Source organism: Isoptericola variabilis 225 (assembly GCF_000215105.1).
GTDB lineage: Bacteria > Actinomycetota > Actinomycetes > Actinomycetales > Cellulomonadaceae > Isoptericola > Isoptericola variabilis_A.
Genome location: NC_015588.1, coordinates 2,703,870 through 2,726,204, shown reverse-complemented (window position 1 = coordinate 2,726,204; position 22,335 = coordinate 2,703,870). Strand labels below are relative to the sequence as shown.

Sequence of the window (22,335 nt, the reverse complement as noted above, 5' to 3'; positions counted from 1 at the left end):
TCTCGGGGGGCGGGCATCCGGCACGGTCGTAGACTTGTCGGCATGCCTGAGAACGATGTGTCCGTGCTGAGCCGTGCCCAGGACGCCCCGGCGCGCAGCCCCCGCCCGCGCAAGGTGCCCCGCGTCGTGGTGCTCGGCGGCGGCTCGGTCGGCCTGTACGTGGCGCGGCGCCTGCGCCGCAAGCTGGGAAAGAAGGAGGCGGCGATCGTCGTCGTCGACCCCCGCCCGTACATGACGTACGCCCCGTTCCTGCCCGAGGCCGGCGCCGGATCGATCGACGCGCGCGACGTCGTCGCGCCGCACCGCTTGGCGCTCAAGGGCGTCGACGTGCTCCAGGGCAAGGTCGTCACCATCGCCCACGGCGACAAGAAGGTGACGATCCGCCCGGAGGAGGGGCCGGACTACGAGGTCTCGTACGACCACCTCGTCGTCGGCCTCGGCTCGGTCTCGCGCACGCTGCCCATCCCGGGCCTCGCGGACAACGCCATCGGGTTCAAGAACGTGGAGGAGGCCATCGCGGTCCGCAACCACGTGCTCAACCGCATGGACGTCGCGTCGTCGACGTGGGACCCCGAGGCGCGCAAGCGCATGCTCACGTTCACGTTCATCGGCGGCGGGTTCGCCGGCATCGAGGCGCTCGCCGAGATCGAGGACATGGCGCGGTACGCCACGCGCAACTACCCGACGATCGAGCCGGAAGACCTGCGCTTCGTCATGATCGAGGGCTCGGGCCGCATCCTGCCCGAGGTCACCGAGCCGATGGGCCAGTGGGCGCTCGAGGAGCTGAAGAAGCGCGGCATCGAGTTCCACCTCAACACGTTCCTCAGCTCGTGCGTCGACGGGCACGTCGTGACGTCGACGGGCGTCGAGTTCGACTCCGACACCATCGTGTGGACGGCGGGCGTCAAGGCGAACCCCGTGCTCAAGGAGTCCTCCGACTTGCCGGTCGACAAGCTGGGCCGTGTCATCGTGAAGCCGACGCTGCAGGTCGCGACCGAGGACGGCGAGATCGTCCCCGACGCCTGGGCCGCGGGCGACTGCGCCGCCGTGCCCGACCTGCTCAACCCGGGCCAGTTCTGCCCGCCCAACGCGCAGCACGCGATCCGCGAGGCCCGGCAGCTCGCCGACAACATGGTCGCCGTGTTCAAGGGCGACCAGCCCGAGGAGTACAAGCACAAGAGCCTCGGCGTCGTGGCGTCGCTCGGCATGTACAAGGGCGTCGCCGAGCTTTTCGGCTTCCTCAAGCTGCGCGGCACGCTCGCGTGGCTCGCGCACCGCGGCTACCACGTCATGGCGATGCCGACCGGCAACCGCAAGTTCCGCATCATCGTGGGCTGGATCGGTCAGTTCCTCATGGGTCGCGAGATCGTCTCGCTCGGCTCGCTGCACGACCCGCGCGACGAGTTCCGCAAGGCGTCCGTGCCGCCGAAGGACGCGAACGTGAAGGTCGAGCAGAAGGCGGTGTCCTCGGCGGACCGCGCCGCCAAGGGCTGAGCTCCGGCACGACGACGTCAAGGGCGGTCTCGCTCGGCACTTTCGGACTCGGTCGGTACCGTGAGGTGCCGAACGAGTTCGGAGCTGCCCAGCGAGGCCGCCCGGCTCGTCTCCGCGCGACGCCCCCGTAGCCCAACTGGCAGAGGCAGCCGGCTTAAACCCGGCCCAGTCCCGGTTCGAACCCGGGCGGGGGCACGCTTCTGCCCGTAGCGGAACGACGACGGCGGTCGCCGCCGCGGGCGGTCGAGGCCGACCGGGCGGGGGTACCGTCGGCGCATGGAGCACGTGCGCGAGCCGCTGCTGCGGCACCTCGTCGGTGCGATCCTGCGGCGTGCGCGGCTGCGGCAGGGCCGGACCCTGCAGGACGTCGCGGCCGCCGCCCGCATGTCGATCGCGTACCTCTCGGAGGTCGAGCGTGGGCGCAAGGAGGCGTCGTCCGAGGTGCTGGCCGCCGTCTGCGACGCGCTCGGCATCCGGCTCGTCGACCTCGTCGCGCAAGCGCACGCCACCCTGGCCGCGGTCGAGGCGGAGCGCGCCGGCGTGCGGGTCCTCACGTCCGCCGGCGAGCGCTCCGCGACGGTGCGGCACGTGCGCGCGGCGAGCACCGCCGTCGGGCACCGGACCGCGACGGACGCGGTGCTCGTCGCCGCCTGAGGCACCGCGAGTCCCGCTCGAGCGGCGCGCGCCGGGAGCTTGCGCGAGCTCACGACGGCGTCCGCGACCCCGTACTCGACGGCCTCGCGCGCGGAGAGCACGAGGTCGCGGTCCGTGTCGGCGCGCAGCTGCTCGACGCTGCGCCCCGTGTGCCGGGCGAGCAGCGACTCGGTCTCCCCGCGCAGCCGCAGGATCTCGCGGGCCTGGATCGCCAGGTCGGAGATCGTGCCCTGACCCTGGGTGGACGGCTGGTGCAGCAGGACGCGCGCGTGCTCGAGCACGTACCGCTTGCCCGGCGTGCCGGCGGCGAGCAGCACCGCCGCCGCCGACGCGGCCTGGCCCATGCAGATCGTCGAGACCTCGCTGCGCACGAACTGCATCGTGTGGTAGATCGCGGTCATCGCCGTCGCCGAGCCGCCCGGAGAGTTGATGTACAGGCCGATCTCCTGCTCGGGCGCCTCCGACTCCAGGTGCAGCAGCTGCGCCATGACGACGTTCGCGACGCCGTCGTCGATCTCGGTGCCGAGGAAGACGATCCGCTCGCGCAGGAGGCGGCTGAAGACGTCGTACGTGCGCTCGCCGAGCGGGGTCTTCTCGAGGACGGTCGGGATCGTGTAGCTCGCCATCAGAGCCCCGCCTTCCGGCCCGTGGCCGACGGGCGCACGTCCTCGACCGACTCGACGATGCGGTCGACCATCCCGTACTCGAGCGCCTCGGTCGCCGTGAACCAGCGGTCGCGGTCGGAGTCCGCGGCCACCTGCTCGACCGTGTGCCCGGTGTGCAGGGCGAGGAGCTCGTGCATGACCCGCTTGGTGTGCTCGAGGTTCTCGGCCTGGATCGCGATGTCGACGGCGGTGCCGCCGATGCCGGCCGACGGCTGGTGCATCATGATGCGCGTGTGCGGCAGGGCGTAGCGCTTGCCCTTGGTCCCGGCGGCGAGCAGGAACTGGCCCATGCTCGCGGCGAAGCCGAAGCCGACCGTCGCGACGTCGTTGGGCAGCAGCCGCATGGTGTCGTAGACGGCGAGCCCGGCCGTGACCGAGCCGCCCGGCGAGTTGACGTAGATCGCGATGTCGGAGGCCGCGTCCTCGGCCGAGAGCAGGAGCAGCTGGGCGCAGACGCGGTTGGCGACGGCGTCGTCGATCTCGCTGCCGATCACGACGATCCGCTGGTGCAGCAGCCGGAACGCGAGCTGGTCGTCGAACGGGGCGGTGGGAGGTGCTGGTGTGGTCGTCATGCCCCCACGGTCCGACGGCGGGGGCGTGCGCGGGAGGGTTCTCTGCCGTGAGCGCATCTGCCCACGGCAGAGGACCGGCCCGCGCTCGGCGCCCGGTCCTCAGTGCTCGGCGTCGCCGGCGCCGACCACCGGGAACGCGTTGAAGTGGATCTGCACGGGCCGGGTGCCGGGGGCGCCCTTCTGGTTGCGCAGCGCCTCGGTCTGCTCCTGCAGGGTGGCGTGCACGGCGGCCACGAGCCGTTCGAGCTGCTCGGGCGTGGCCCAGACGTTGATCGTGCTCAGCGTCGCCGCGCGCTCCCACTCGGGGTGCTCGCCGGGCCTGTCGTTCATGCGGCGCAGCAGGGCCCAGATCTTCTCCTGGCGCGAGCGCTCGAACTCCGCGTTGACGAGGTCCTTCGCCATGCGCGTCCCCGCGTCGTCCGCGGGGTCGGGCATGACGCTGAAGCTGCCCGGGACGGTCTCCCACCAGCGCTCGCGCGCGGTGCCCTTGCCCTCGACCTCGCGCACGAACCCGTGCTTGGCGAGCTGGCGCAGGTGGTAGCTCGTCGAGCCGCTCGACTCGCCGAGCAGCTCGCCCAGCCGGCTCGCGGTGAGCGACCCGTGGGTCGTGAGCAGGTCGAGGATCTTGACGCGCAGCGGGTGCGAGAGGCCGCGCAGCGCCGTCGGGCCGAGCGCGGTGCCGAGCGCGTCCTCGACGTTCGTGCGGATGCGCTCGCCGAGCCCGTCCAGCTTCGACAACCCCGCCGCGCCCGCCGACAGGCCGGCCGAGACGCTCTCGGTGGCGGCGTCCCGGATCGACTCGCGGAGCGCGTCGCCGAGGCCGCCGAGGCCCGGGCGCGACGACGTCGTCCGGCCGGGCTCCTGCTCCTGGTCCTCGGTCGGACGACGGTCGTCGGGGTCGGTGCTCATGGACCTGACGTTACCCAGCGCGCGGGCGGGGTCAGCGCAGCCCGAGCGGGTTGACCTGAGCACGGTTGTCGACCCGGTGCTCGACGGCGGCACGACGCCGGGCGTCGAGCTCGCGCTCGGCCGCGGCACGGGCCGCGCGGGCGGCGAGGCGGTTGGCGCGGGCGGCGGCGCGGCGACGGCCGATCTCGACCAGGCGCGTCCCGAGCCGGACCGCGGTGCGGTCGAGGCCGCGCAGGTCGGCGGTGCGGGGGAGCGACGGAGCGGCGGCGGCGAGCATCGGGACTCCTCTGTGGTGAGACCGGGGCTGATACGACGAGGTTAGCGATGCAAAGGGACCTTTGCAAGAAGTTCTTTGCAAAGAAGTGTGGGTGAAAACCGACGAGGTAGCGCACCAGGTCGCGACGTAGCGCGGCAGGTGGCGAGGTAGCGCGGCGCGTCGCGAGGTAGCGCGCGGGACGGTGCTACCTCGTCGAGAAACGCGCTACGTCGGCGAGGGACGCGCTACCTTGGCGAGAAGTGCGCTACCTCGGCGAGAAGTGCGCTACCTCGGCGGGGAACCGGGCGGGCGTACGCTCCGTTGTGGCACTCGTACGACGCCGCAGTCGTGCACCCTCCCCCCTGCCGACTGGAGTGAGCGTGTACCGCCTTGCCCGCCTGTCCTTGGCGAACCGCGCCGTCGTCGCGCTGACGACGGTCGCGATCTTCGTGTTCGGCGCGATGAGCCTGACGTCGCTCAAGCAGGAACTCATCCCGTCGCTGCAGCTGCCGGCCGGTGCGGTCGTCGCGGCCTACCCGGGGACGTCGCCCGAGGTCGTCGAGGAAAGTGTCACCGAGCCGCTCGAGGCGGCGGCGCTCACGGTCGAGGGCATCGAGGAGCTCAGCTCGACCGTTACGAACGGCATGTCCGTCACCACGGTGATGTTCGCGTACGGCACCGACATGGACGCCGCCACGCAGCGCCTGCAGACCGCGATCACGCGCGCGCAGTCACAGCTGCCGGAGGACGTCGAGCCGCAGGTCGTCACCGGGTCGCTCGACGACCTGCCGGTCGTGCAGCTCGCCGTGGCGGGCGGCGAGAGCACCGCCGACCTCGCGGCGAGCGTCGAGACGATCCTCGTGCCCGCGCTCGAGGACGTCGCCGACGTCCGGACGGTCGCCGTCACGGGCGGTGCGACCGAGCAGGTGCAGGTCGAGGTCGACGCCGAGGCGCTCGCGGCGTCCGGGCTCACGCTCGACCAGGTCACCGAGGTCCTGCACGACCACGGCGTCGTGCTGCCCGCGGGTACGCTCACGGAGGGCGACGTCACGTACTCGCTGCAGGCCGGGTCGCGCCTCGAGAGCGTCGAGGACCTCGAGGCCGTCCCGCTCGTGCCGCAGGCTCCCTCACCCCCGGCCGTGCCCGACGACGCGGCCGCGGCCGACCCATCGCAGCTGCCCGAGGGCGCCGCTGTGCCGGAGGCGCCCGAGCCCGTCGCGCTCGGCGACGTCGCGACCGTCACGGTCGCGGAGACCGACCCGACGTCGTACGCGCGCCTCGACGGCGAGCCGTCGCTCGGCGTCGGCATCACCAAGACGCCCGACGGCAACACGGTCGAGGTCTCGCACGCGGTCCGCGCCGCGCTCGAGAAGCACGCGGCCGAGCTCGAGGCCGCGGGCGTCACGACCGCCGTCGTCTTCGACCAGGCGCCGTTCATCGAGGAGTCGATCGAGGGTCTCGCGACCGAGGGCGGGCTGGGCCTCGTCTTCGCGGTCCTCGTGATCCTCGTGTTCCTGCTCTCTGTGCGTGCGACGCTCGTCTCGGCGGTGTCGATCCCGCTGTCGCTCGCGACGGCGTTCCTCGTCATGAACGTCACGGGCTACACGCTCAACATCCTCACGCTCGCGGCCCTGACGATCTCGGTCGGCCGCGTGGTCGACGACGCGATCGTCGTCATCGAGAACATCAAGCGCCACCTCTCTTACGGCGAGGGCAAGCGTGAGGCCATCCTCACGGCGGTCCGCGAGGTGGGCGGCGCCATCGCGTCGTCGACGATCTGCACGGTCGCCGTCTTCATGCCGCTCGGCTTCGTCACCGGCATGGTCGGCGAGCTCTTCCGACCGTTCGCGTTCACGGTCGCGATCGCGATGCTCGCCTCGCTGCTCGTCGCGCTCACGATCGTCCCGGTGCTCGCGTACTGGTTCGTCAAGGCGCCGGCCGCGACGCCCGACGGCGGCGCCGCGCTCCGCGCGGAGGCCGAGGCCAGGGAGCGCCGCGGCCTGTGGCAGCGCGCCTACGTGCCGACGCTCGGCGCCGCGCTGCGCCACCCCTGGCTGTCGCTGCTCGTGGCCGCGGGCATCCTCGGCGGCACGCTCGCGCTCGTGCCCCGCCTCGAGACGAACTTCATCGGCGACTCGGGCCAGGACACGCTGACCGTGACCCAGACCTTCGCCGACGGCACCTCGCTCGAGGCGCAGGACGCGGCCGCGCGGAAGCTCGAGGACGCGCTCGCCGGCGTCGCCGCGGTCGAGACCGTCCAGACGACGGTCGGCTCGGGAGACCCCATGCAGACCGCGTTCGGCGGGGGAGGGTCGGCCCCGCGCGCCACGTTCGCGGTCACGCTCGACCCCGACGCCGACGGCGTGGCCGCGCAGGACGAGGTGCGTGCCGCCGTCGAACCCCTCACCGACGACGGCCCGACGACGGACGTGAGCGTCGCGGGCGGCGACTCCGGCTTCGGGTCCACGACCGTCGACGTCGTGGTGCAGGCGCACGACCGCGACGACCTCGCGGCGGCGGCCGAGGCGGTCGAGGACGCCGCCGCCGGGCTCGACGGCGTGGCCGAGGTCCGCAACGACCTCGCGTCGTCGCAGACGCTGCTCCAGGTGACCGTCGACCGGCAGGCCGCCGCGGAGCGCGGGCTCACCGAGACGCAGGTCGCGGGCGTCGTGGCCGCGGCCATGGAGCCCGAGCAGAGCGTGGGCGAGGTCGACCTCGGCGAGGGGCCGCTCGAGGTCGTCGTCGTGACGGGCGACGCGCCCGCGACCCGAGCGGAGGTCGAGGAGCTCACCGTCCCGACGGCGTCCGGTCCGGTGCCCCTGACCGACGTCGCGTCGCTCGACGAGGTGAGCACGCCGACGGCGATCTCGCGGGTCGACGGGGAGCGGTCGGCGACCGTCTCGGCCACGCCGCGGACGCAGGACCTCGGCACGCTGACCGGTGCCCTGGAGGCCGCCGTGGCCGACCTCGACCTCCCGCCGGGCGCCACGGTCGAGATCGGCGGCGTCGCGGCCGACCAGGCCGAGGCGTTCGAGGACCTCGGGCTCGCGCTCGTCGCGGCGATCGCGATCGTCTACGTGATCATGGTCGCGACGTTCGGCTCGCTCGTGCAGCCCCTCATCCTGCTCGTGTCGGTGCCGCTGTCGGCCACCGGCGCGCTCGTCGCGCTGCTCGCGACCGGCACGCCGCTCGGCGTCCCGGCGCTCATCGGCGTGCTCATGCTCGTGGGCATCGTCGTGTCGAACGCGATCGTGCTCATCGACCTCATCAACCAGTACCGCGCCCGCGGCCGGTCGCTCGACGAGGCCGTGCGCGAGGGCGCGCGCAAGCGCCTGCGGCCCATCGTCATGACGGCGCTCGCGACGATCTTCGCGCTCACGCCCATGGCGCTCGGCGTCACGGGCGGCGGCGCGTTCATCAGCCGGCCGCTCGCGCTCGTCGTCATCGGCGGCCTCGTGTCCTCGACGCTCCTCACGCTGCTCGTCGTGCCCGTGCTCTACACGCTCGTCGAGCGGCGCAAGGAGCGTCGTCGCCTCGCGTGCGCCGGGGACGACGACGCCGAGGTGCGCCGGCCCCGGCACGCGGCCGACCCCGCGGTCGTGGGCTGAGCCCTCACGCGTCGCGGCGGCGGATCGTCACGGCCGCCGCGACGAGCAGCACGACCGTGTACCCGGCGAGCACGCCGTAGCCGGTCCACGGCTCGAGCAGCGTGTCCGGCGTCGTGCCGGTCGAGATGATCCGCTCGCCGGCCACGGACGGCAGCCGCATGTTGACCTCGTCGGTCCACCGCGCGTCCGTCGTCGTGACGATGATCTGGAAGATGATCGGCAGCACGAAGAACAGGGCCACGAGCGTGAAGATCGTGCCCGCGGTGTGCCGCATCAGGGTCCCCACGGCGAGCGAGAACGCGGCCACGGTCGCGAGGTAGAGCACGCACCCGAGCAGGGCGCGCACCTGCGCGGGCTCGGACAGGTCGACCGCGAGGTTCGCCTCCTCGAGGATCGGCCGCGTCACGACGTACGCGACGGCGAGCGCGGCGGTGACCAGCACGATCGTCGCGGCGACGATGACCACGAGCTTCGCCCAGAGCACGGGCAGCCGGTGCGGCACGGCGGCGAACGTCGACCGGACCATGCCGGTCGACCACTCGCTCGTCACGACGAGCGCGGCCAGCACGGCGATCGCGAGCTGCCCGAACGAGTAGCCGACCGTGACGATCGTCGTGCCGGTCATGCCCATGGCCTGCAGCCCGGGGTCCTCCTGCATGCCCTGCTGCATCTGCGGGTCGTCCGTCCCGAGGAGCGACGCCACGAGCAGCGCGAAGCCGACCATGACGACGGCGGTGATCGCGACCGTCCACAGGGTCGAGCGCAGCGTCCGGAACTTGATCCACTCCGAGCGCAGCACGCGCCAGAACGTCACGTGGTGCACGGGGATGCCCGACGGCGGTGCACCGGCCGTGCGGGTCGCGGCAGTCACGGCCCCACCGCCTCGGCGTGATACTCGACGGCGTCGGCGGTGAGCCCCATGTAGGCGTCCTCGAGCGTGGTCCGCACGGGCGTGAGCTCGTGCAGCACGACGCCGGCCGCCGCCGCGAGCTCGCCGACCCGCGCGGCGTCGAGACCCGCGACGTCCAGAGCGCCGTCGTCGGACGCCTCGACGTCGGCGCCCTCGCGACGCACCGCCTCCGTCAGCGCGGTGCCGTGCGGCGTCCGCACGCGCACGTGCCGGCGCGAGGCGCCGTCGACCAGGTCCCGCACGGGCGTGTCCGCGAGGATGCGGCCCCGGCCGATGACGAGCACGTGGTCCGCGGTGAGCGCGACCTCGCTCATGAGATGGCTCGACAGGAACACCGTGCGGCCCTGCTCGGCGAGGTAGCGGGTGAGGTTGCGGACCCACAGGACGCCCTCGGGGTCGAGGCCGTTGACCGGCTCGTCGAGGAGGAGCGTGCGCGGGTCGCCGAGCAGCGCGACGGCGATGCCGAGCCGCTGGCCCATGCCGAGCGAGAAGCCGCCCACCCGCTTGCGTGCGACGGCGGTCAGGCCCGTGAGATCGATGACCTCGTCCACCCGCGTGGTCGGGATGCCGTGCGTCGCGGCGAGCGCCTGCAGGTGCTGGCGCGCGGTGCGCCCGGGGTGCACGGCCTTGGCCTCGAGCAGCGCACCGACCTCCGCGAGCGGCGCGCGGTGCTCGGCGTAGCGGCGGCCCTCGATCGTGACGGTCCCCGCGGTGGGGCGGTCCAGGCCCAGGATCATGCGCATCGTCGTCGACTTGCCCGCGCCGTTCGGGCCGAGGAAGCCGGTCACGACGCCCGGCCGCACGGTGAACGTCACGTCGTCGACGGCGAGCTTCTCGCCGTACCGCTTCGACAGGCCTCGAGCCTCGATCATGCGCCACCCCCCGTGTGCGTGGTCGCGCTCCTCCGAGCGTAGGGGAGGGTCTCGGGAACGTCACGAAAGTTCCCGCAGGTCGTCGGGAACCTTTCGGGCGTCGGTGGCGTTCCCTAGGATGGATCGCACGGCCAGCGACCCGGCGATGCCCGAGCGACGTCCCGTCGTCGGGCAACCGGCAGCCGCGACCAGGAGGAGTTCATGAGCAACCCCGTCTTCTCGAACAGCGACGTCTTCGGCGAGCCGCGCCGCACGGCGCGCGGGGGCGGCGCCGCGACGGCGCCGTCGCCCTACGGCCAGCCGCAGTACGGCCAGTACGGCACGGCGGGCGCGCAGGCGGCCGACGCCGCGTCGCTCGAGAACATGTACAACGCGCCGTCGGCGACGACGGCGGACACCAAGCGCCTCACGTACGACGACGTGATCATCAAGACCGGCGGGCTGCTCGCCCTGCTGGTCGTGGTCGCCGCCGCGACGTGGACCTTCGCCCCGGGCCTGTGGCCCGTCGGCATGATCGCCGGCCTCGTGCTCGGTCTGGTCAACGCGTTCAAGAAGAAGCCGAGCCCGGTGCTCATCACGCTCTACGCGGTCGCGGAGGGCGTGTTCCTCGGTGGCGTCAGCCTGCTGTTCGGCAGCATCGCGGGCGAGAACGCGGTGGGCGTCGTCCTCCAGGCGATCGTGGCGACGATGGCGACGTTCGCCGCCGCGCTGTTCCTCTTCAAGTCGGGCCGCGTGCGGGTCACGCCCAAGTTCACCCGCTGGCTGCTCATCGCCCTCGTGGGCTACATGGCCTTCTCGCTCATCAACGTGGTCCTCACGTGGACGGGCGTGCTCGAGGGCTGGGGCATGCGCAGCGGTGCGCTCGGCATCATCGTGGGCCTCGTCGCCGTCGGTCTCGCCGCCGCGTCGCTCATCGTCGACTTCGACGCGATCAAGCGCGGCGTCGAGCAGGGCGTCCCGTCGACCTACGCGTGGACCGCGGCGTTCGGCCTGATCGTCACGCTGGTCTGGCTGTACCTGGAGTTCCTGCGCCTCATCGCGATCTTCAACAGCAGCGAGTGACGCGGTAGCGCAAGCATTCGCCGAGGTAGCGCGGGATTCGCCGAGGTAGCGCGGGAACCGGCGAGGTAGCGCGGCAACCGGCGAGGTAGCGCGGGATTCGCCGAGGTAGCGCGGCAACCGGCGAGGTAGCGCGGGAACCGGCGAGGTAGCGCGGGAACCGGCGAGGTAGCACGCGAAAGTGTGCGACCTCGCCGGTTCTCTGCTTCGTGCCCGCGCTACTTCGCGCCGTGCCGCGCTACTTCGCGCCGTGCCGCGCTACTTCGCGGGTGCGCCCGGCCCGCGCGGTGGGAGGATGACGCCATGCGATATGCCGAGCACATCTCCGAGCTCGTGGGCCGAACACCCCTGGTCCGCCTGAGCCGGGTGACCGAGGGCCTGTCCGCGACGATCCTCGCGAAGGTCGAGTACTTCAACCCCGGCGGCTCCGTGAAGGACCGCATCGCGCTCAAGATGGTCGAGGCCGCCGAGGAGTCGGGCCTGCTGAAGCCCGGCGGCACGATCGTCGAGCCGACGAGCGGCAACACCGGCGTCGGGCTCGCGCTCGTGGCCCAGCGCAAGGGCTACGAGTGCGTCTTCGTGTGCCCCGACAAGGTGAGCAAGGACAAGCGCGACGTCCTCGCCGCGTACGGGGCCCGCGTCGTCGTGACGCCGACGGCGGTGCCGCCGGACCACCCCGACTCGTACTACTCCGTGTCCGACCGCATCGTCGCGGAGACGCCGGGCGCGTGGAAGCCGGACCAGTACTCGAACCCCAACGGTCCGGCGTCGCACTACGAGTCCACCGGCCCCGAGGTGTGGGACGACACCGACGGCCGGGTCACGCACTTCGTGGCGGGCGTCGGCACGGGCGGCACCATCACCGGGACGGGCCGGTACCTCAAGGAGGTCTCCGCGGACCGGGCGCCCGAGGACGGCGGGCCGGTGCGGATCGTCGGGGCCGACCCGGCGGGCTCGGTGTACTCCGGCGGCGACGGCCGGCCGTACCTCGTGGAGGGCGTGGGCGAGGACTTCTGGCCGCGCGCCTACGACCCGAGCGTGCCCGACGAGGTCATCCCCGTGACCGACGCCGACTCGTTCGCCATGACGCGCCGCCTCGCGCGCGAGGAGGGCCTGCTCGTGGGCGGCTCGTGCGGCATGGCCGTCGAGGCCGCCCTGCGCCTGGCCCGGCGGCTCGAGGACGAGGACCCGGTCGCGGCGTCGAAGGCCGTCATCGTCGTGCTGCTGCCCGACTCCGGGCGCGGCTACATGTCGAAGATCTTCTCGGACGCGTGGATGCGCTCGTACGGGTTCCTCGACGCCGACGCCGAGATCACCGCGGGCGACGTGCTGCGCGGCAAGACGGGCGCGCTGCCGGACCTCGTGCACACGCACCCGAACGAGACCGTGCGCGACGCGATCGAGATCCTGCACGAGTACGGCGTCTCGCAGATGCCCGTCGTGGTGGCGGAGCCGCCCGTGAAGATCGGCGAGGTCGCGGGCGCCGTGACCGAGCGCGAGCTGCTCGACGCGGTCTTCTCGGGCAAGGCGCAGCTCGCGGACCGCGTCTCGGACCACATGGCCGAGCGGTTCCCGCTCGTCGGCATCGGCGAGGGGCTCGACGCCGTGCGCGCGGCGCTGCAGACCTCGGACGCGCTGCTCGTGGTCGACGGCGGTGACCCGGTCGGCGTGCTCACCCGGCACGACCTGCTGGGCTACCTCGCGCACTGACGCCCGTGTCAGAAACCTGGTGGGCTCCGGCCCACCAGGTTTCTGACACGCGAAGGGGTCAGGCGCCGCGCGGGGCGCGGAACGACCGGTGGTCGACGGCGTCCTCCTCGGCGCGGATCACGTGCATGACCGCGTTGATGAGCGCCAGGTGCGTGAACGCCTGCGGGAAGTTCCCCAGGTGCCGGCCGGTGCGCGGGTCGATCTCCTCGGCGTAGAGGTTGAGCGAGCTCGCGAACGACAGCAGCCGCTCGCACAGCGCCCGCGCGCGCTCGACCTCGCCGATCTCGGCGAGCGCCGAGACGAGCCAGAACGAGCAGATCGTGAACGTGCCCTCCTCGCCGGACAGACCGTCGTCGGTCTCCTCGACGCGGTAGCGCAGCACGAGCCCGTCCTCGGTGAGCTCGTCGGCGATCGCGAGCACCGTGGCGCGCACGCGCTCGTCGTCGGGCGGCAGGAACCGCAGGAGCGGGACGAGCAGCAGCGACGCGTCGAGCGCCTCGGAGCCGTAGCGCTGGACGAACACGCCGCGCTCGTCGACGCCCTTGGCGCAGATGTCCGCGTGGATCTCGTCGGCGAGCTTCTGCCACTGGTCGGCGAAGTCGTGCTCGTCGTAGAGACGCGCGAGCCGGGCGCCACGGTCGAGCGCGACCCAGCACATGAGCTTGCTCGACGTGAAGTGCTGCGGCTCGCCGCGCACCTCCCAGATGCCGCGGTCGGGCTCGTGCCAGTGCAGCGCGGCCTGCTCGACCTGACGCTTGAGCACCGGCCACAGCGCCTCGGGCAGCTGCTCGCGGTTGCGGGTGTGCAGGTAGACCGAGTCGAGGACGGCGCCCCAGACGTCGTGCTGGCGCTGCGCGTACGCGGCGTTGCCGATGCGCACGGGCCGCGCGCCCTCGTAGCCCGACAGGTGGTCGAGCTCGTGCTCCTCGAGCCGTTCCTCGCCGCCGACGCCGTACATGATCTGCAGCGGCCGGTCGTCCGAGCACGCGTCCTGGATGAACGCGAAGAAGTCGTTCGCCTCGCGGTCCAGGCCGAGCGTGTACAGGCCCCACAGCGCGAACGTCGAGTCGCGGATCCATGCGTACCGGTAGTCCCAGTTGCGCTCGCCGCCCGGCGTCTCGGGCAGTGACGTCGTCGCCGCGGCGAGCAGGGCGCCCGTCGGGGCGTAGGTGAGGCCCTTGAGCGTGAGCGCCGAGCGCTGCAGGTAGATGCGCCACGGGTGGTCCGGGAACACGCCCTGCGTGATCCAGTCGCGCCAGAACTGCTCGGTGCGCCACATGCGCTCGACGGCGTCTCCCCACGACGCCGGCGCGGGCAGCTCGGACCAGGACATCGCCACGAAGTGGGTCTGGCCCTCCTCCATGCGCGTGCGCGCGCTCGCGCGACGGCCCTCGAGGCCGAAGCGCAGGCTCGACGTGAGGCGCAGGTCGGGGTTCGACCCGCCCGTGCGCGCCACGACCGCCGAGTACCCCGGCCCCGCGTACTCCCAGCGCGGCTCGCCGCGGGCGTAGTCGGGCATCGGCTCGCACACGACCTCGAGGTCGACCGTGCCCGAGACGCACTTCACGGTGCGCAGCAGGATGTGCTCGGCGTCGTGGTCGGTCGGCGTGCGGCGGTGGGTGCCCGAGCGCTCGTCGACGTCGTGCCACGGACCCATGACCATCGCGTCGCGCACGACGAGCCACCCCGTCGACGTCTGCCACGTCGTCTCGAGGATGAGGGTGCCGGGCACGTACCGGCGCGCGACGGGGACGCGCACCCCGTGCGGGCCCACGCGGAAGTGGCCGGCGCCGCGGTCGAGGATCGCCGAGAAGACGCTCGGGGAGTCCGGGCGGGGCACGCACATCCACTCGACGGCCCCGGAGGGCGCGACGAGCGCGTTGGTCTCGCAGTCCGACAGGAAGCCGTACTCGGCGATGGAGGGGAAGGGGCTCCGGCCCGGCAGGGCCGACGGCGCAGAGGCGTCGAGCGTCATGCGTCCCAGGGTGAGACCTCGGGGGCCCGGGAATCCAGCCCGCAGGGCCCGATTTACGAGGTTTCACACCGGCGTCACGCGCCCGTCGCCGGGACGTGACGTGCACCCGCCCGGACGTCAGCACCCCGCCCGGGGTACCGCCGTCGGGCAACCTGCGGAAAACCTCGGGGCCGCGCACCTGCCCGACGGCGTCACCGCGGTGCCGGTCGTGCGCCCGACTCCCGTGCGGTCCATCTACGCCGTCGTGCGCGACGCCGCGGCCCAGACCCCGCCGGCACGCGTCACGCTCGACGCGCTCGTCGCCGTCGCGCACGCGGTGCGGCGCGAGCGCGAGGCGTCCACGGGCGCGGCCGCCGCCCCAGGTGCGCCGGCCGTGCCCCCGCGTAGGCTGGACGGGCATCGCCGGCGGCCGTCCGCCGTCGGCTCCCCGACCAAGTGAGGCATCAGTGAGCACGCTCCCCACCGCGTCCGGCTCGTTCGGCGACAAGCCCCAGCTGACCTTCCCCGAGGGCGACGCGCCCGGCGGCCTGCAGGTGCAGGTGCTCGAGGAGGGCACGGGCCCGGTCGTCGAGGCCGGCCGCACGATCGTCGTCAACTACCTCGGCCAGACGTGGGGCGGCCACGTCTTCGACAACTCGTACGACCGCGGCCAGACCATCGACTTCCCGATCGGCGTCGGCGCCGTCATCGGCGGCTGGGACAAGGGCCTCGTGGGCCGCAACGTCGGCGACCGCGTGCTGCTGTCGATCCCGCCGGAGCACGGCTACGGCATGCGCGGCGTCCCGCAGGCGGGCATCGGCGGCGGGGACACGCTCGTGTTCGTCGTCGACGTCGTCGGCGTGCGCTGACCCTCGCTCGTGTCAGAAGCCTGGTGGGCCCTGTCCCACCAGGCTTCTGACATTCACGCACGAGATCGCGTCACCGTGAACCGCGGGTCCTGCGCCACGTGCTCCGTCGGCCCGACGGCGCGCTCGAGCGCCGGGCGGTAGCGCAGCGGCGTGTTGAACACGCACCACAGCTCGCCGCCCGGGCGCAGCACGCGCCCGGCGGCGGCGAACATGCGGTGCGCGGCGTCGGTCGTCACCGCCGCCCGGTCGTGGAACGGCGGGTTGAGGAGCACGACGTCGGCGCTCGCGTCGGGCAGGTCGGCTCCGGCGTCGCCCCGCCGGGCGTGGACACGGTCCGCGACGCCGTTGGCCGCCGCCGTGGCGCGGGCCGAGGCGACCGCGGCGGCGGACCTGTCGGTCGCGACGACGCGCACGCCCGGGTAGCGGTGCGCGAGCACGACGGCGAGCAGCCCCGTGCCGCAGCCGAGGTCGACCGCGTCGCGGACGGCCTCGGCCGCCGGCCATCGGTCGGCGGTGCTCAGCAGGAAGCGGGTGCCGTGGTCGAGGCCGGCGCCGGCGAACACGGCTCCGTGCGCGACGACGGTCACGTGCGGCGGGCGGGTGCCGCCGTCGGGCACGCCGGCCGCGAGCAGCGCCGGGTCCGTGAGACGGGCGGTGACGGGGAAGCTCGGTGGGGCGTCGCGACGCTCCGGCCGCGGACCCGTGGCCACGAGCGCACGCGACTTGCTCCGCGCGAGCGTCGCGCGGACGCAGGTGAACGAGTCCGCGAGCACGTCGTTCATCGACCGCGACATGTGCTTGAGCCGCCCGCCCGCGAGCAGGGTGACGTCGTCGGCCGCGTGCCGGGCGACGAGCTCGGCGATCTCCGTGAGCTCCGCGAGCGACTTCGGCAGCTGCAGCAGGACGAGCCGTGCGCCGTCGAGCAGCTCGGCGCCGAGCTCGGCGTGCACGGCGAGGCCGCCGCGGCCGCCGGTGCGGTCGGCGTTGACGAGCAGCGCCGCCTCGGCGTCGACGGCGTCGGTGTGGACGCGCACGTCGGGTGCGCCGAGCGCGAGCGCCCCGAGCGTCAGGGCGCCGAACCGGTCGCCGACGACGACGACGTCGCCCGGCTCCGCCTCGGCGAGCAGGCCACGTGCCTCGTCGAGCAGGAGGCGGTCCGTCGCGTCGACCGCGACCGGACCCTCGGGGCGCGTCCCGTCGTCGGGCCACGGGACGAGCGCGTCGAGGACGGCCGCGACGCCGGGCGGAAACAGGTCTGTCACATCGACGACCGTACGCTGTGCCCATGACGGACGAGCCGACGTCGCAGGCCCGCGTGGCCATCACCTACTGCACGCAGTGCCGGTGGCTGATGCGGGCGGCGTGGGTCGCGCAGGAGCTGCTGACGACGTTCCGGACGCGGCTCGGCGAGGTCGCGCTCGTGCCGGGGACCGGAGGAGTGTTCCGCGTCGAGCTCGACCCGGGGGACGGCCGCGAGCCCGTGCTGCTGTGGGACCGCGCCGAGCAGGGCGGGTTCCCCGAGATCCCGCCGCTGAAGCGGGCGATCCGCGACACCGTCGCGCCCGACCTGTCGCTCGGGCACACGGACCGCGCCGCGTCGTCGTAGACCGCGCTACCTCGCCGCGCGGAGCGCTACCTCGCCGCGGGGAGCGCTACGTCGCCGAGCGGCGGGTGCGGCGCTCGGCGCGTGCGGCCTGCTCCGCCTCCTTCGCGGCGATCCGCTCCTCCTCCTCGCGCACGCGGGCCGCGACCTCGCGCTCGCGCACGAGCCACTCGGGCGGGTCGGCGCGCAGGGCGTCGATCTCCTCGGTCGTCAGCGGCTCGGTGATGCCGCCGCGCGCGAGGCCGGCGATCGAGATGCCGAGCCGGCCGGCGACGACGGGGCGCGGGTGGGGGCCGTTGCGGCGCAGGTCGGCGAGCCACTCGGGCGGGTTCTTCTCGAGCTCCTCGAGCTCGGCGCGCGTGACGCCGCGCTCCTGGAACTCGGGGGGCGTCGCGGGGAGGTACACCCCGAGCCGCTTCGCCGCGTTCGTCGGCTTGAGGACCTGCTGCGAGAACGGGGTACCGGCCATGGGCCCAGCGTAGTCGGCGCCCGGTGCCCACGAGCCCCGTAGCCTGAGGGTGTGACCGACGCGACCGCGCCCTCCGCGAGCCCCGACGCCGAGCGCGAGACCTTCCGCCTCGCGTACGTGCCCGGCGCGACGCCCGGCCGGTGGGCCCGCACGTGGCGCGACCGGCTCCCCGACGTCGCGCTCGAGCTCGTGCCGGTCGAGGCCGCCGACGCCGTCGCCACGCTGCACGACGGCGCGGCCGATGCAGCGATCCTGCGCCTGCCGGTCGACAAGACCGTCCTCAGCGCGATCCCGCTCTACGAGGAGCTGCCCGTCGTCGTGGTCTCGCGCGACCACCTGCTCGCCGCGACCGAGCCCGACGAGCACGTCACGTACGCCGACGTCGCCGACGACGTCGTGTGGCTCGCGCGCGACGACGTGCTGTTCGCCGGTGCCGGTGCCGGTGCCGGTGCCGACCTGCCCGGCCGCCCGCCCGAGCCGTACGACGACGGGTCGGGTGCGCTCGTCGAGCCCGAGCCGCCGGCGACCACGTCCGACGCGATCGCGTGGGTCGCGAGCGGCGCGGGCGTCACGATCGTGCCGATGTCGCTCGCGCGGCTGCACCACCGCAAGGACGTCACCTACCGGGTGCTCGACGGAGGGCCGACGGCGCCCGTCGGCCTCGCATGGGTCACCGACCGCACGACCGATCTCGTCGAGGAGATGGTCGGGATCGTGCGCGGGCGCACCGCGAACAGCTCGCGCGGCCGCGGCGCGCGCAGCGCGCAGGAGGCATCAGACGGTCGCGAGGCGCTGGGCGACGGTCGCGCGGCGTCCGACGGGGGCACGGGGCGCGGCGGACAGCGCCGCTCCCCGCAGCCCCGGGCACGAGCGGGACGGCCGTCGTCGGGCAGGGGCGCGCGCCGGCGTCGGCGCTGATCACCGCCTTTTTCACCCGTCCGCACGGGTATGACGGCACCTGTCCGATTCGCTACGATCGCCGGGTGCGGCCGTCGTGCCGCGCACGCGACGCCGCGTCGCACGCCACCACCGTCTCGTCCTCCGAGGAGCGCCCGTGCGCCGACCTGCCCTGATCTCCGCCGCCCTGCTGGTCACCGCCGCCCTGGCGGGGCCGGCCTCGGCACTCTCCGCGCCGGCGCTGCCGGCCACGCCGCCGGGACCGGGGGACGCGGAGGTCGGCGAGCGGTGGGACGGCGGCACCGCCGAGCACGAGGGGACGACCTACTCCTGGCCCGACGCCACCTTCTCCTACGACGGCCAGGTGTGTCCGGACCTCGACGTGCCCAAGACCGACGTCGGGGGCGAGCAGACGACGGTCACCCTCACCGCGCCGGACGGCATGCTCATCTCCTCGTACTGCGTCAAGGCCGGGTCGACCAGCCGGGGCGAGGGCCCGAAGATCGTCGTCCTCGACGAGCCGGTCGCCGAGCTCGAGATCGCGTACCCGACCGGCGGCAAGCTCAAGGCGATCAGCCACTACGCGGTCGCGTACGTGGCGGCGCCGGCGCAGGAGCCGGGCGACGAGACGGCGACGACCACGCCGCCCGGGACCGCCGGCCCCGAGGAGGACGCACCCGCGTCGGCCGACGAGCCGGCCACGACCGACGAGGGCGAGGCCCCCGAGGGCACCGACGAGCAGCCGGTCACCCTGACCCCGACCGCGACGCCGGCTCCGACCGACGGCACCGCCGTCGACGCCGAGGACGTCGAGCTCGTGGCCGACACGTCCGACGACGCCGCGCCGGGCGTGGAGGCGACGCCCGGCGCCGTCGACGCGCCCAGCCTGGCGATGACCGGTGCGCAGGTCACGACGCTCGTCGTGGCCGCGCTCGCGCTCGTCGCGGTGGGCGCGACGACGATTGTGCTGGTGCGCCGCCGCGGCGGGTCCGCCTGACGGCCTGACCGGACTCCGGCCCGGGGCGTGCGCTCGGCGCCGCCCCGGCCTCGCGCTAGCCGAGCCCGGCGAGCGAGCGGACGGTGTCGATCGTGTCGGCCTCGTCGGCCGTCTTGTCGTCGCGGTAGCGCAGCACCCGGGCGAACCGGAGCGCCACGCCGCCGGGGTAGCGGCTCGACCGCTGGATGCCGTCGAACGCGATCTCGACCACCTGTTCGGGCCGGACGTGGACGACCTGACCGCCCTGCGAGCGGTGCGTCTCGAGCTCGGTGAACCGCTTCGTCTGCCACTCGAGCATCTCGTCGGTCATCCCCTTGAAGGTCTTGCCGAGCAGGACGAAGCCGCCCGTGGCCGGGTCGCGAGCGCCCAGGTGGATGTTCGACAGCCATCCCTGACGGCGCCCGGAACCCTGCTCGACGGCGAGGACGACGAGGTCCAGGGTGTGCCGCGGCTTGACCTTGACCCACGCGGCGCCGCGGCGTCCGGCCTCGTAGGGCGCGTCGAGGTCCTTGATGACGAGCCCCTCGTGCCCGGCGGCGACGGTCTCGGCGAAGAAGTCGGCGATCTCGCCCGCGTCCGCCGTGACCCGCCGCGGCACGACGCCCGCCGGCGGCACGGCGCGCTCGAGCGCCTCGAGCCGCTCGCGTGCCGGGGCGTCGACGAGGTCACTGCCGTCGAGGTGGAGCACGTCGAAGAAGTAGGCGGTCAGCGGCGTCGTGCCGGCGTGGGCCTCGGCGTCGTGGCTGCCGGTGCGTGCGATCGTCTCCTGGAACGGCCGCGGCCTGCCGGCGTCGTCGAGCGCGATCGCCTCCCCGTCGAGCACGGCGTGGACGGCGTCGAGCGAGCGCGCGAGCTCGACCACCTCGGGCAGCCGCTCGGTCACGTCGTCGAGCGAGCGCGTGAACACCGCGACGTCGCGCCCGGACTTGTGCACCTGCACGCGGATGCCGTCGAGCTTGAGGTCGGCGGCGACGGTCGCGCCGCCGAAGCGCTCGAGCGCGGCCGCCACGTCGGGCGCCGACGAGGCGAGCATCGGCCGTACCGGGCGACCGACCTCGAGGCGGAAGTCCTCGAGCGCTGCGGCGCCGCCGGTGAGCGCGGCGCGGGCGATCGGGCCGGACAGGGCGCTGAACATCGCCGCGCGCCGGACGGTCTTCAGCGGCACGTCCGCCGCTGCCGCGATCGCGTCGAGCAGCAACGAGTCGAGCGCGCCCTGGCGCAGCTCGCCGAGCATGAGGCGGCGCAGGAAGTCCTGCTCGTCGGCCGTGGCGAGCGTGAAGAGCTCGGCGACGGCGGCCGCGCGCGCCGCCTGGGAGCCCGCGCCGGCGAGCCGGCTCAGGTCCTCCAGGGCGTCGTCGACGTCGAGCGGCGTGAGGGTCGGCTCGACTGCCGCGGGCGGGAGCTCGGCGAGCGAGCGCCAGCCCACGCCCGTGCGGCGCTGGCGCGGGCGCCCGGACAGGAACGACGCGACGACCTCGACCTCCTCGCCCGGCTCCGCCGCCCGGAGCGCGTCGGCGAGGAGCTCGCGCTTGCGCAGCCGCGAGCGCGTGGCCGCGACGGCGGCGTGGGTGCGGACGACCTCGGCGAGCAGCACGATCCGATCGTCGCAGCCGTCGCCGACACCCGCGCGTGCTCAGCCGTTGCGCGCGTCGTACGCCTCGCGCGCGGCGAGCACCTCGCCCGCGTGCTCGAGCGTCCACCGCTCGAGCGCGCGCAGCGGCTCGAGCGCCGCGCGCCCGGCGTCGGTGAGCTCGTACTCGACGCGCGGCGGCACCTCGGCGTGCACGGTGCGGCGGACCAGGCCGTCGCGCTCGAGGCCGCGCAGCGTCTGGGTCAGCATCTTCTGCGAGACGCCGTCGACCCGCTGCGTGAGGTGCGAGAACCGCAGCGGACCGCCCTCGAGCGCGCCGACCACGAGCACGGTCCAGCGGTCCGCCACGCGGTCGAGCACGGTGCGGCTCGGGCACGCGCGCCGGTACGGGTCGAACGGCAGCTCGGTCATCGGTCCCTCCTTGCGGCCTCCGCAGTCTAGCCCTTATGCTCCCCGTCCGTAAGTCACTCTCCGATGGAGAGAAATGGACCAGCAGAGGAGCAGAGCATGGCTCGCATCACCGTCATCGGCGGCACCGGGTACGCCGGCGGCCACATCGTCCGCGAGGCCGCCTCGCGCGGGCACGAGGTCACCTCGATCAGCCGCTCGCTGCCCGAGCAGCGCGTCGAGGGCGTGCGCTACACCACCGGTTCGCTGCTCGATGACGGCACGCGGGTCGCGGCCGCGAGCGAGTCCGACGTCGTGGTCGCCGCGGTGTCGCCCCGCGGCGACATGGCGGGCAAGGTCGCCCCGGCATACGCGGAGCTGGCGGAGGCGGCGCGGGCCAAGGGCGCGCGGCTCGCCGTCGTCGGTGGTGCGGGCTCGCTGCTCGTGGCGGAGGGCGGGCCGCGCCTCGTCGACACCGACTCCTTCCCCGAGGAGTACAAGCCCGAGGCCCTCGAGTTCGCCGGCATCCTCGAGGACCTCCGCCGTGCGCCCGAGGACCTCGACTGGTTCTACCTCAGCCCCGCCGCGGTCTTCGGCGCCTACGCGCCCGGTGAGGCGACCGGCCGCTACCGCGTGGGCGGCGACGTCCTGCTCACCGACGCCGAGGGCACCTCGTTCATCTCCGGCGCCGACTTCGCGCTCGCGCTCGTCGACGAGATCGACAACCCCGCGCACCGTCGCGAGCGCTTCACCGTCGCCTACTGACGGCGTCGTGCCGCCCGCCGCCCGGCGGTGGTTCGAGAACGTTGCGCTATGCCGGCGATAACGCAACATCCTCGAACCACCGGCCGGGATGGTG

21 protein-coding genes, 1 tRNA gene and 1 pseudogene are annotated in these 22,335 nt (G+C 73.8%); 12 read left to right on the top strand and 11 right to left on the bottom strand.

The annotated features are described in order from the left end of the window. Positions 1–42 precede the first annotated feature (42 nt). From ISOVA_RS12540 to ISOVA_RS12530, 3 genes are all read left to right on the top strand, one after another. Positions 43–1,494 (top strand): NAD(P)/FAD-dependent oxidoreductase, encoded by a 1,452-nt coding sequence (locus ISOVA_RS12540; protein ID WP_013839594.1) that lies wholly within the window; start codon positions 43–45, stop codon positions 1,492–1,494. Positions 1,495–1,615: 121 nt separating this feature from the next. Then, positions 1,616–1,689, top strand: a tRNA-Leu gene (locus tag ISOVA_RS12535). 81 nt (positions 1,690–1,770) lie between these two features. Next, on the top strand, positions 1,771–2,148 hold the full coding sequence (locus ISOVA_RS12530) for a helix-turn-helix domain-containing protein (RefSeq protein ID WP_041294884.1): 378 nt from the start codon (positions 1,771–1,773) through the stop codon (positions 2,146–2,148). Positions 2,149–2,243: 95 nt separating this feature from the next. Here ISOVA_RS12530 and ISOVA_RS16170 read toward each other — a convergent pair. The 4 genes and pseudogenes from ISOVA_RS16170 to ISOVA_RS12510 form a co-directional block, all read right to left on the bottom strand. Continuing rightward, positions 2,244–2,774: pseudogene (locus tag ISOVA_RS16170) on the bottom strand (ATP-dependent Clp protease proteolytic subunit); the annotation flags it as partial. Next, positions 2,774–3,385: a ClpP family protease gene (locus ISOVA_RS12520; protein WP_013839592.1), complete on the bottom strand. Its 612-nt coding sequence runs from the start codon at positions 3,383–3,385 to the stop codon at positions 2,774–2,776. The pseudogene ISOVA_RS16170 and the gene ISOVA_RS12520, both read right to left, overlap by 1 nt. Before the next feature lie 99 nt (positions 3,386–3,484). Then, on the bottom strand, positions 3,485–4,294 hold the full coding sequence (locus tag ISOVA_RS12515) for a helix-turn-helix domain-containing protein (RefSeq protein ID WP_013839591.1): 810 nt from the start codon (positions 4,292–4,294) through the stop codon (positions 3,485–3,487). Between the two features lie 31 nt (positions 4,295–4,325). Beyond that, positions 4,326–4,571 carry a hypothetical protein gene (locus ISOVA_RS12510; RefSeq protein ID WP_013839590.1) on the bottom strand — a complete coding sequence of 82 codons (246 nt, stop codon included), beginning with the start codon at positions 4,569–4,571 and terminating at the stop codon, positions 4,326–4,328. 359 nt (positions 4,572–4,930) lie between these two features. Here ISOVA_RS12510 and ISOVA_RS12505 point away from each other — a divergent pair, with 359 nt between their 5' ends. Next, the gene (locus tag ISOVA_RS12505; RefSeq protein WP_013839589.1) at positions 4,931–8,158 is read left to right on the top strand and encodes an efflux RND transporter permease subunit; all 3,228 of its coding nucleotides are present in this window, start codon (positions 4,931–4,933) and stop codon (positions 8,156–8,158) included. 4 nt (positions 8,159–8,162) lie between these two features. Here ISOVA_RS12505 and ISOVA_RS12500 read toward each other — a convergent pair whose 3' ends face one another. Both ISOVA_RS12500 and ISOVA_RS12495 read right to left on the bottom strand, forming a co-directional pair. Then, complete coding sequence (locus tag ISOVA_RS12500) at positions 8,163–9,029, bottom strand: ABC transporter permease subunit (RefSeq protein ID WP_013839588.1); 867 nt, start codon at positions 9,027–9,029, stop codon at positions 8,163–8,165. After that, positions 9,026–9,940 (bottom strand): ABC transporter ATP-binding protein, encoded by a 915-nt coding sequence (locus ISOVA_RS12495; RefSeq protein ID WP_013839587.1) that lies wholly within the window; start codon positions 9,938–9,940, stop codon positions 9,026–9,028. The genes ISOVA_RS12500 and ISOVA_RS12495 overlap by 4 nt, the downstream gene beginning before the upstream one ends. A gap of 201 nt (positions 9,941–10,141) precedes the next feature. Between ISOVA_RS12495 and ISOVA_RS12490 the strand changes: the two genes are divergently transcribed. Together ISOVA_RS12490 and ISOVA_RS12485 are read left to right on the top strand one after the other, a co-directional pair. Further along, a complete protein-coding gene (locus tag ISOVA_RS12490) occupies positions 10,142–11,002 on the top strand; it encodes a Bax inhibitor-1/YccA family protein (protein ID WP_013839586.1) in 861 nt (286 codons plus the stop codon). A gap of 300 nt (positions 11,003–11,302) precedes the next feature. Further along, the gene (locus ISOVA_RS12485; RefSeq protein ID WP_013839585.1) at positions 11,303–12,709 is read left to right on the top strand and encodes a cystathionine beta-synthase; all 1,407 of its coding nucleotides are present in this window, start codon (positions 11,303–11,305) and stop codon (positions 12,707–12,709) included. A 58-nt stretch (positions 12,710–12,767) separates the two neighbouring features. Here the strand turns inward: ISOVA_RS12485 and ISOVA_RS12480 are convergent, their stop codons facing one another. Then, positions 12,768–14,684, bottom strand: a complete 1,917-nt coding sequence (locus ISOVA_RS12480; protein WP_013839584.1) for a glycoside hydrolase family 15 protein — start codon at positions 14,682–14,684, stop codon at positions 12,768–12,770. Positions 14,685–14,892: 208 nt separating this feature from the next. Here ISOVA_RS12480 and ISOVA_RS16840 point away from each other — a divergent pair, with 208 nt between their 5' ends. Both ISOVA_RS16840 and ISOVA_RS12470 read left to right on the top strand, forming a co-directional pair. Continuing rightward, entirely contained in the window at positions 14,893–15,123 is a 231-nt protein-coding gene (locus tag ISOVA_RS16840) for a hypothetical protein (protein ID WP_186004550.1), read from the top strand. 7 nt (positions 15,124–15,130) lie between these two features. Then, positions 15,131–15,532 (top strand): FKBP-type peptidyl-prolyl cis-trans isomerase, encoded by a 402-nt coding sequence (locus ISOVA_RS12470; protein ID WP_013839582.1) that lies wholly within the window; start codon positions 15,131–15,133, stop codon positions 15,530–15,532. 53 nt (positions 15,533–15,585) lie between these two features. Here the strand turns inward: ISOVA_RS12470 and ISOVA_RS12465 are convergent, their stop codons facing one another. Next, on the bottom strand, positions 15,586–16,794 hold the full coding sequence (locus ISOVA_RS12465; RefSeq protein ID WP_013839581.1) for a class I SAM-dependent methyltransferase: 1,209 nt from the start codon (positions 16,792–16,794) through the stop codon (positions 15,586–15,588). A 23-nt stretch (positions 16,795–16,817) separates the two neighbouring features. Here ISOVA_RS12465 and ISOVA_RS12460 point away from each other — a divergent pair, with 23 nt between their 5' ends. Beyond that, positions 16,818–17,138, top strand: coding sequence for an Rdx family protein (locus ISOVA_RS12460; protein ID WP_013839580.1), 321 nt, complete (start codon positions 16,818–16,820; stop codon positions 17,136–17,138). Between the two features lie 46 nt (positions 17,139–17,184). Here ISOVA_RS12460 and ISOVA_RS12455 read toward each other — a convergent pair whose 3' ends face one another. Next, positions 17,185–17,604: a DUF5997 family protein gene (locus ISOVA_RS12455; protein WP_013839579.1), complete on the bottom strand. Its 420-nt coding sequence runs from the start codon at positions 17,602–17,604 to the stop codon at positions 17,185–17,187. Between the two features lie 51 nt (positions 17,605–17,655). Between ISOVA_RS12455 and ISOVA_RS12450 the strand changes: the two genes are divergently transcribed. Together ISOVA_RS12450 and ISOVA_RS12445 are read left to right on the top strand one after the other, a co-directional pair. Continuing rightward, a complete protein-coding gene (locus ISOVA_RS12450) occupies positions 17,656–18,522 on the top strand; it encodes a LysR family transcriptional regulator substrate-binding protein (protein WP_013839578.1) in 867 nt (288 codons plus the stop codon). A gap of 136 nt (positions 18,523–18,658) precedes the next feature. After that, entirely contained in the window at positions 18,659–19,498 is an 840-nt protein-coding gene (locus ISOVA_RS12445) for a hypothetical protein (protein ID WP_013839577.1), read from the top strand. A 55-nt stretch (positions 19,499–19,553) separates the two neighbouring features. On the opposite strand, the gene ISOVA_RS12440 is transcribed toward ISOVA_RS12445, so the two are convergent. Continuing rightward, entirely contained in the window at positions 19,554–21,092 is a 1,539-nt protein-coding gene (locus ISOVA_RS12440; protein ID WP_013839576.1) for an ATP-dependent DNA ligase, read from the bottom strand. A 39-nt stretch (positions 21,093–21,131) separates the two neighbouring features. Continuing rightward, positions 21,132–21,500: a winged helix-turn-helix transcriptional regulator gene (locus ISOVA_RS12435; protein WP_013839575.1), complete on the bottom strand. Its 369-nt coding sequence runs from the start codon at positions 21,498–21,500 to the stop codon at positions 21,132–21,134. A 96-nt stretch (positions 21,501–21,596) separates the two neighbouring features. On the opposite strand from ISOVA_RS12435, the gene ISOVA_RS12430 reads away from it, so the two are divergent. Beyond that, a complete protein-coding gene (locus ISOVA_RS12430; protein ID WP_013839574.1) occupies positions 21,597–22,241 on the top strand; it encodes an NAD(P)-dependent oxidoreductase in 645 nt (214 codons plus the stop codon). The last annotated feature ends 94 nt before the right edge of the window (positions 22,242–22,335 follow it).

Coding starts and splice junctions, on each gene's coding strand:
- ISOVA_RS12520 (WP_013839592.1), bottom strand. CDS start 3,385: ATGACGACCACACCAGCACCTCCCACCGCCCCGTTCGACGACCAGCTC.
- ISOVA_RS12495 (WP_013839587.1), bottom strand. CDS start 9,940: ATGATCGAGGCTCGAGGCCTGTCGAAGCGGTACGGCGAGAAGCTCGCC.
- ISOVA_RS12460 (WP_013839580.1), top strand. CDS start 16,818: ATGACGGACGAGCCGACGTCGCAGGCCCGCGTGGCCATCACCTACTGC.
- ISOVA_RS12455 (WP_013839579.1), bottom strand. CDS start 17,604: ATGGCCGGTACCCCGTTCTCGCAGCAGGTCCTCAAGCCGACGAACGCG.
- ISOVA_RS12485 (WP_013839585.1), top strand. CDS start 11,303: ATGCGATATGCCGAGCACATCTCCGAGCTCGTGGGCCGAACACCCCTG.
- ISOVA_RS12510 (WP_013839590.1), bottom strand. CDS start 4,571: ATGCTCGCCGCCGCCGCTCCGTCGCTCCCCCGCACCGCCGACCTGCGC.
- ISOVA_RS12530 (WP_041294884.1), top strand. CDS start 1,771: ATGGAGCACGTGCGCGAGCCGCTGCTGCGGCACCTCGTCGGTGCGATC.
- ISOVA_RS12540 (WP_013839594.1), top strand. CDS start 43: ATGCCTGAGAACGATGTGTCCGTGCTGAGCCGTGCCCAGGACGCCCCG.
- ISOVA_RS12430 (WP_013839574.1), top strand. CDS start 21,597: ATGGCTCGCATCACCGTCATCGGCGGCACCGGGTACGCCGGCGGCCAC.
- ISOVA_RS12515 (WP_013839591.1), bottom strand. CDS start 4,294: ATGAGCACCGACCCCGACGACCGTCGTCCGACCGAGGACCAGGAGCAG.
- ISOVA_RS12490 (WP_013839586.1), top strand. CDS start 10,142: ATGAGCAACCCCGTCTTCTCGAACAGCGACGTCTTCGGCGAGCCGCGC.
- ISOVA_RS12435 (WP_013839575.1), bottom strand. CDS start 21,500: ATGACCGAGCTGCCGTTCGACCCGTACCGGCGCGCGTGCCCGAGCCGC.
- ISOVA_RS12480 (WP_013839584.1), bottom strand. CDS start 14,684: ATGACGCTCGACGCCTCTGCGCCGTCGGCCCTGCCGGGCCGGAGCCCC.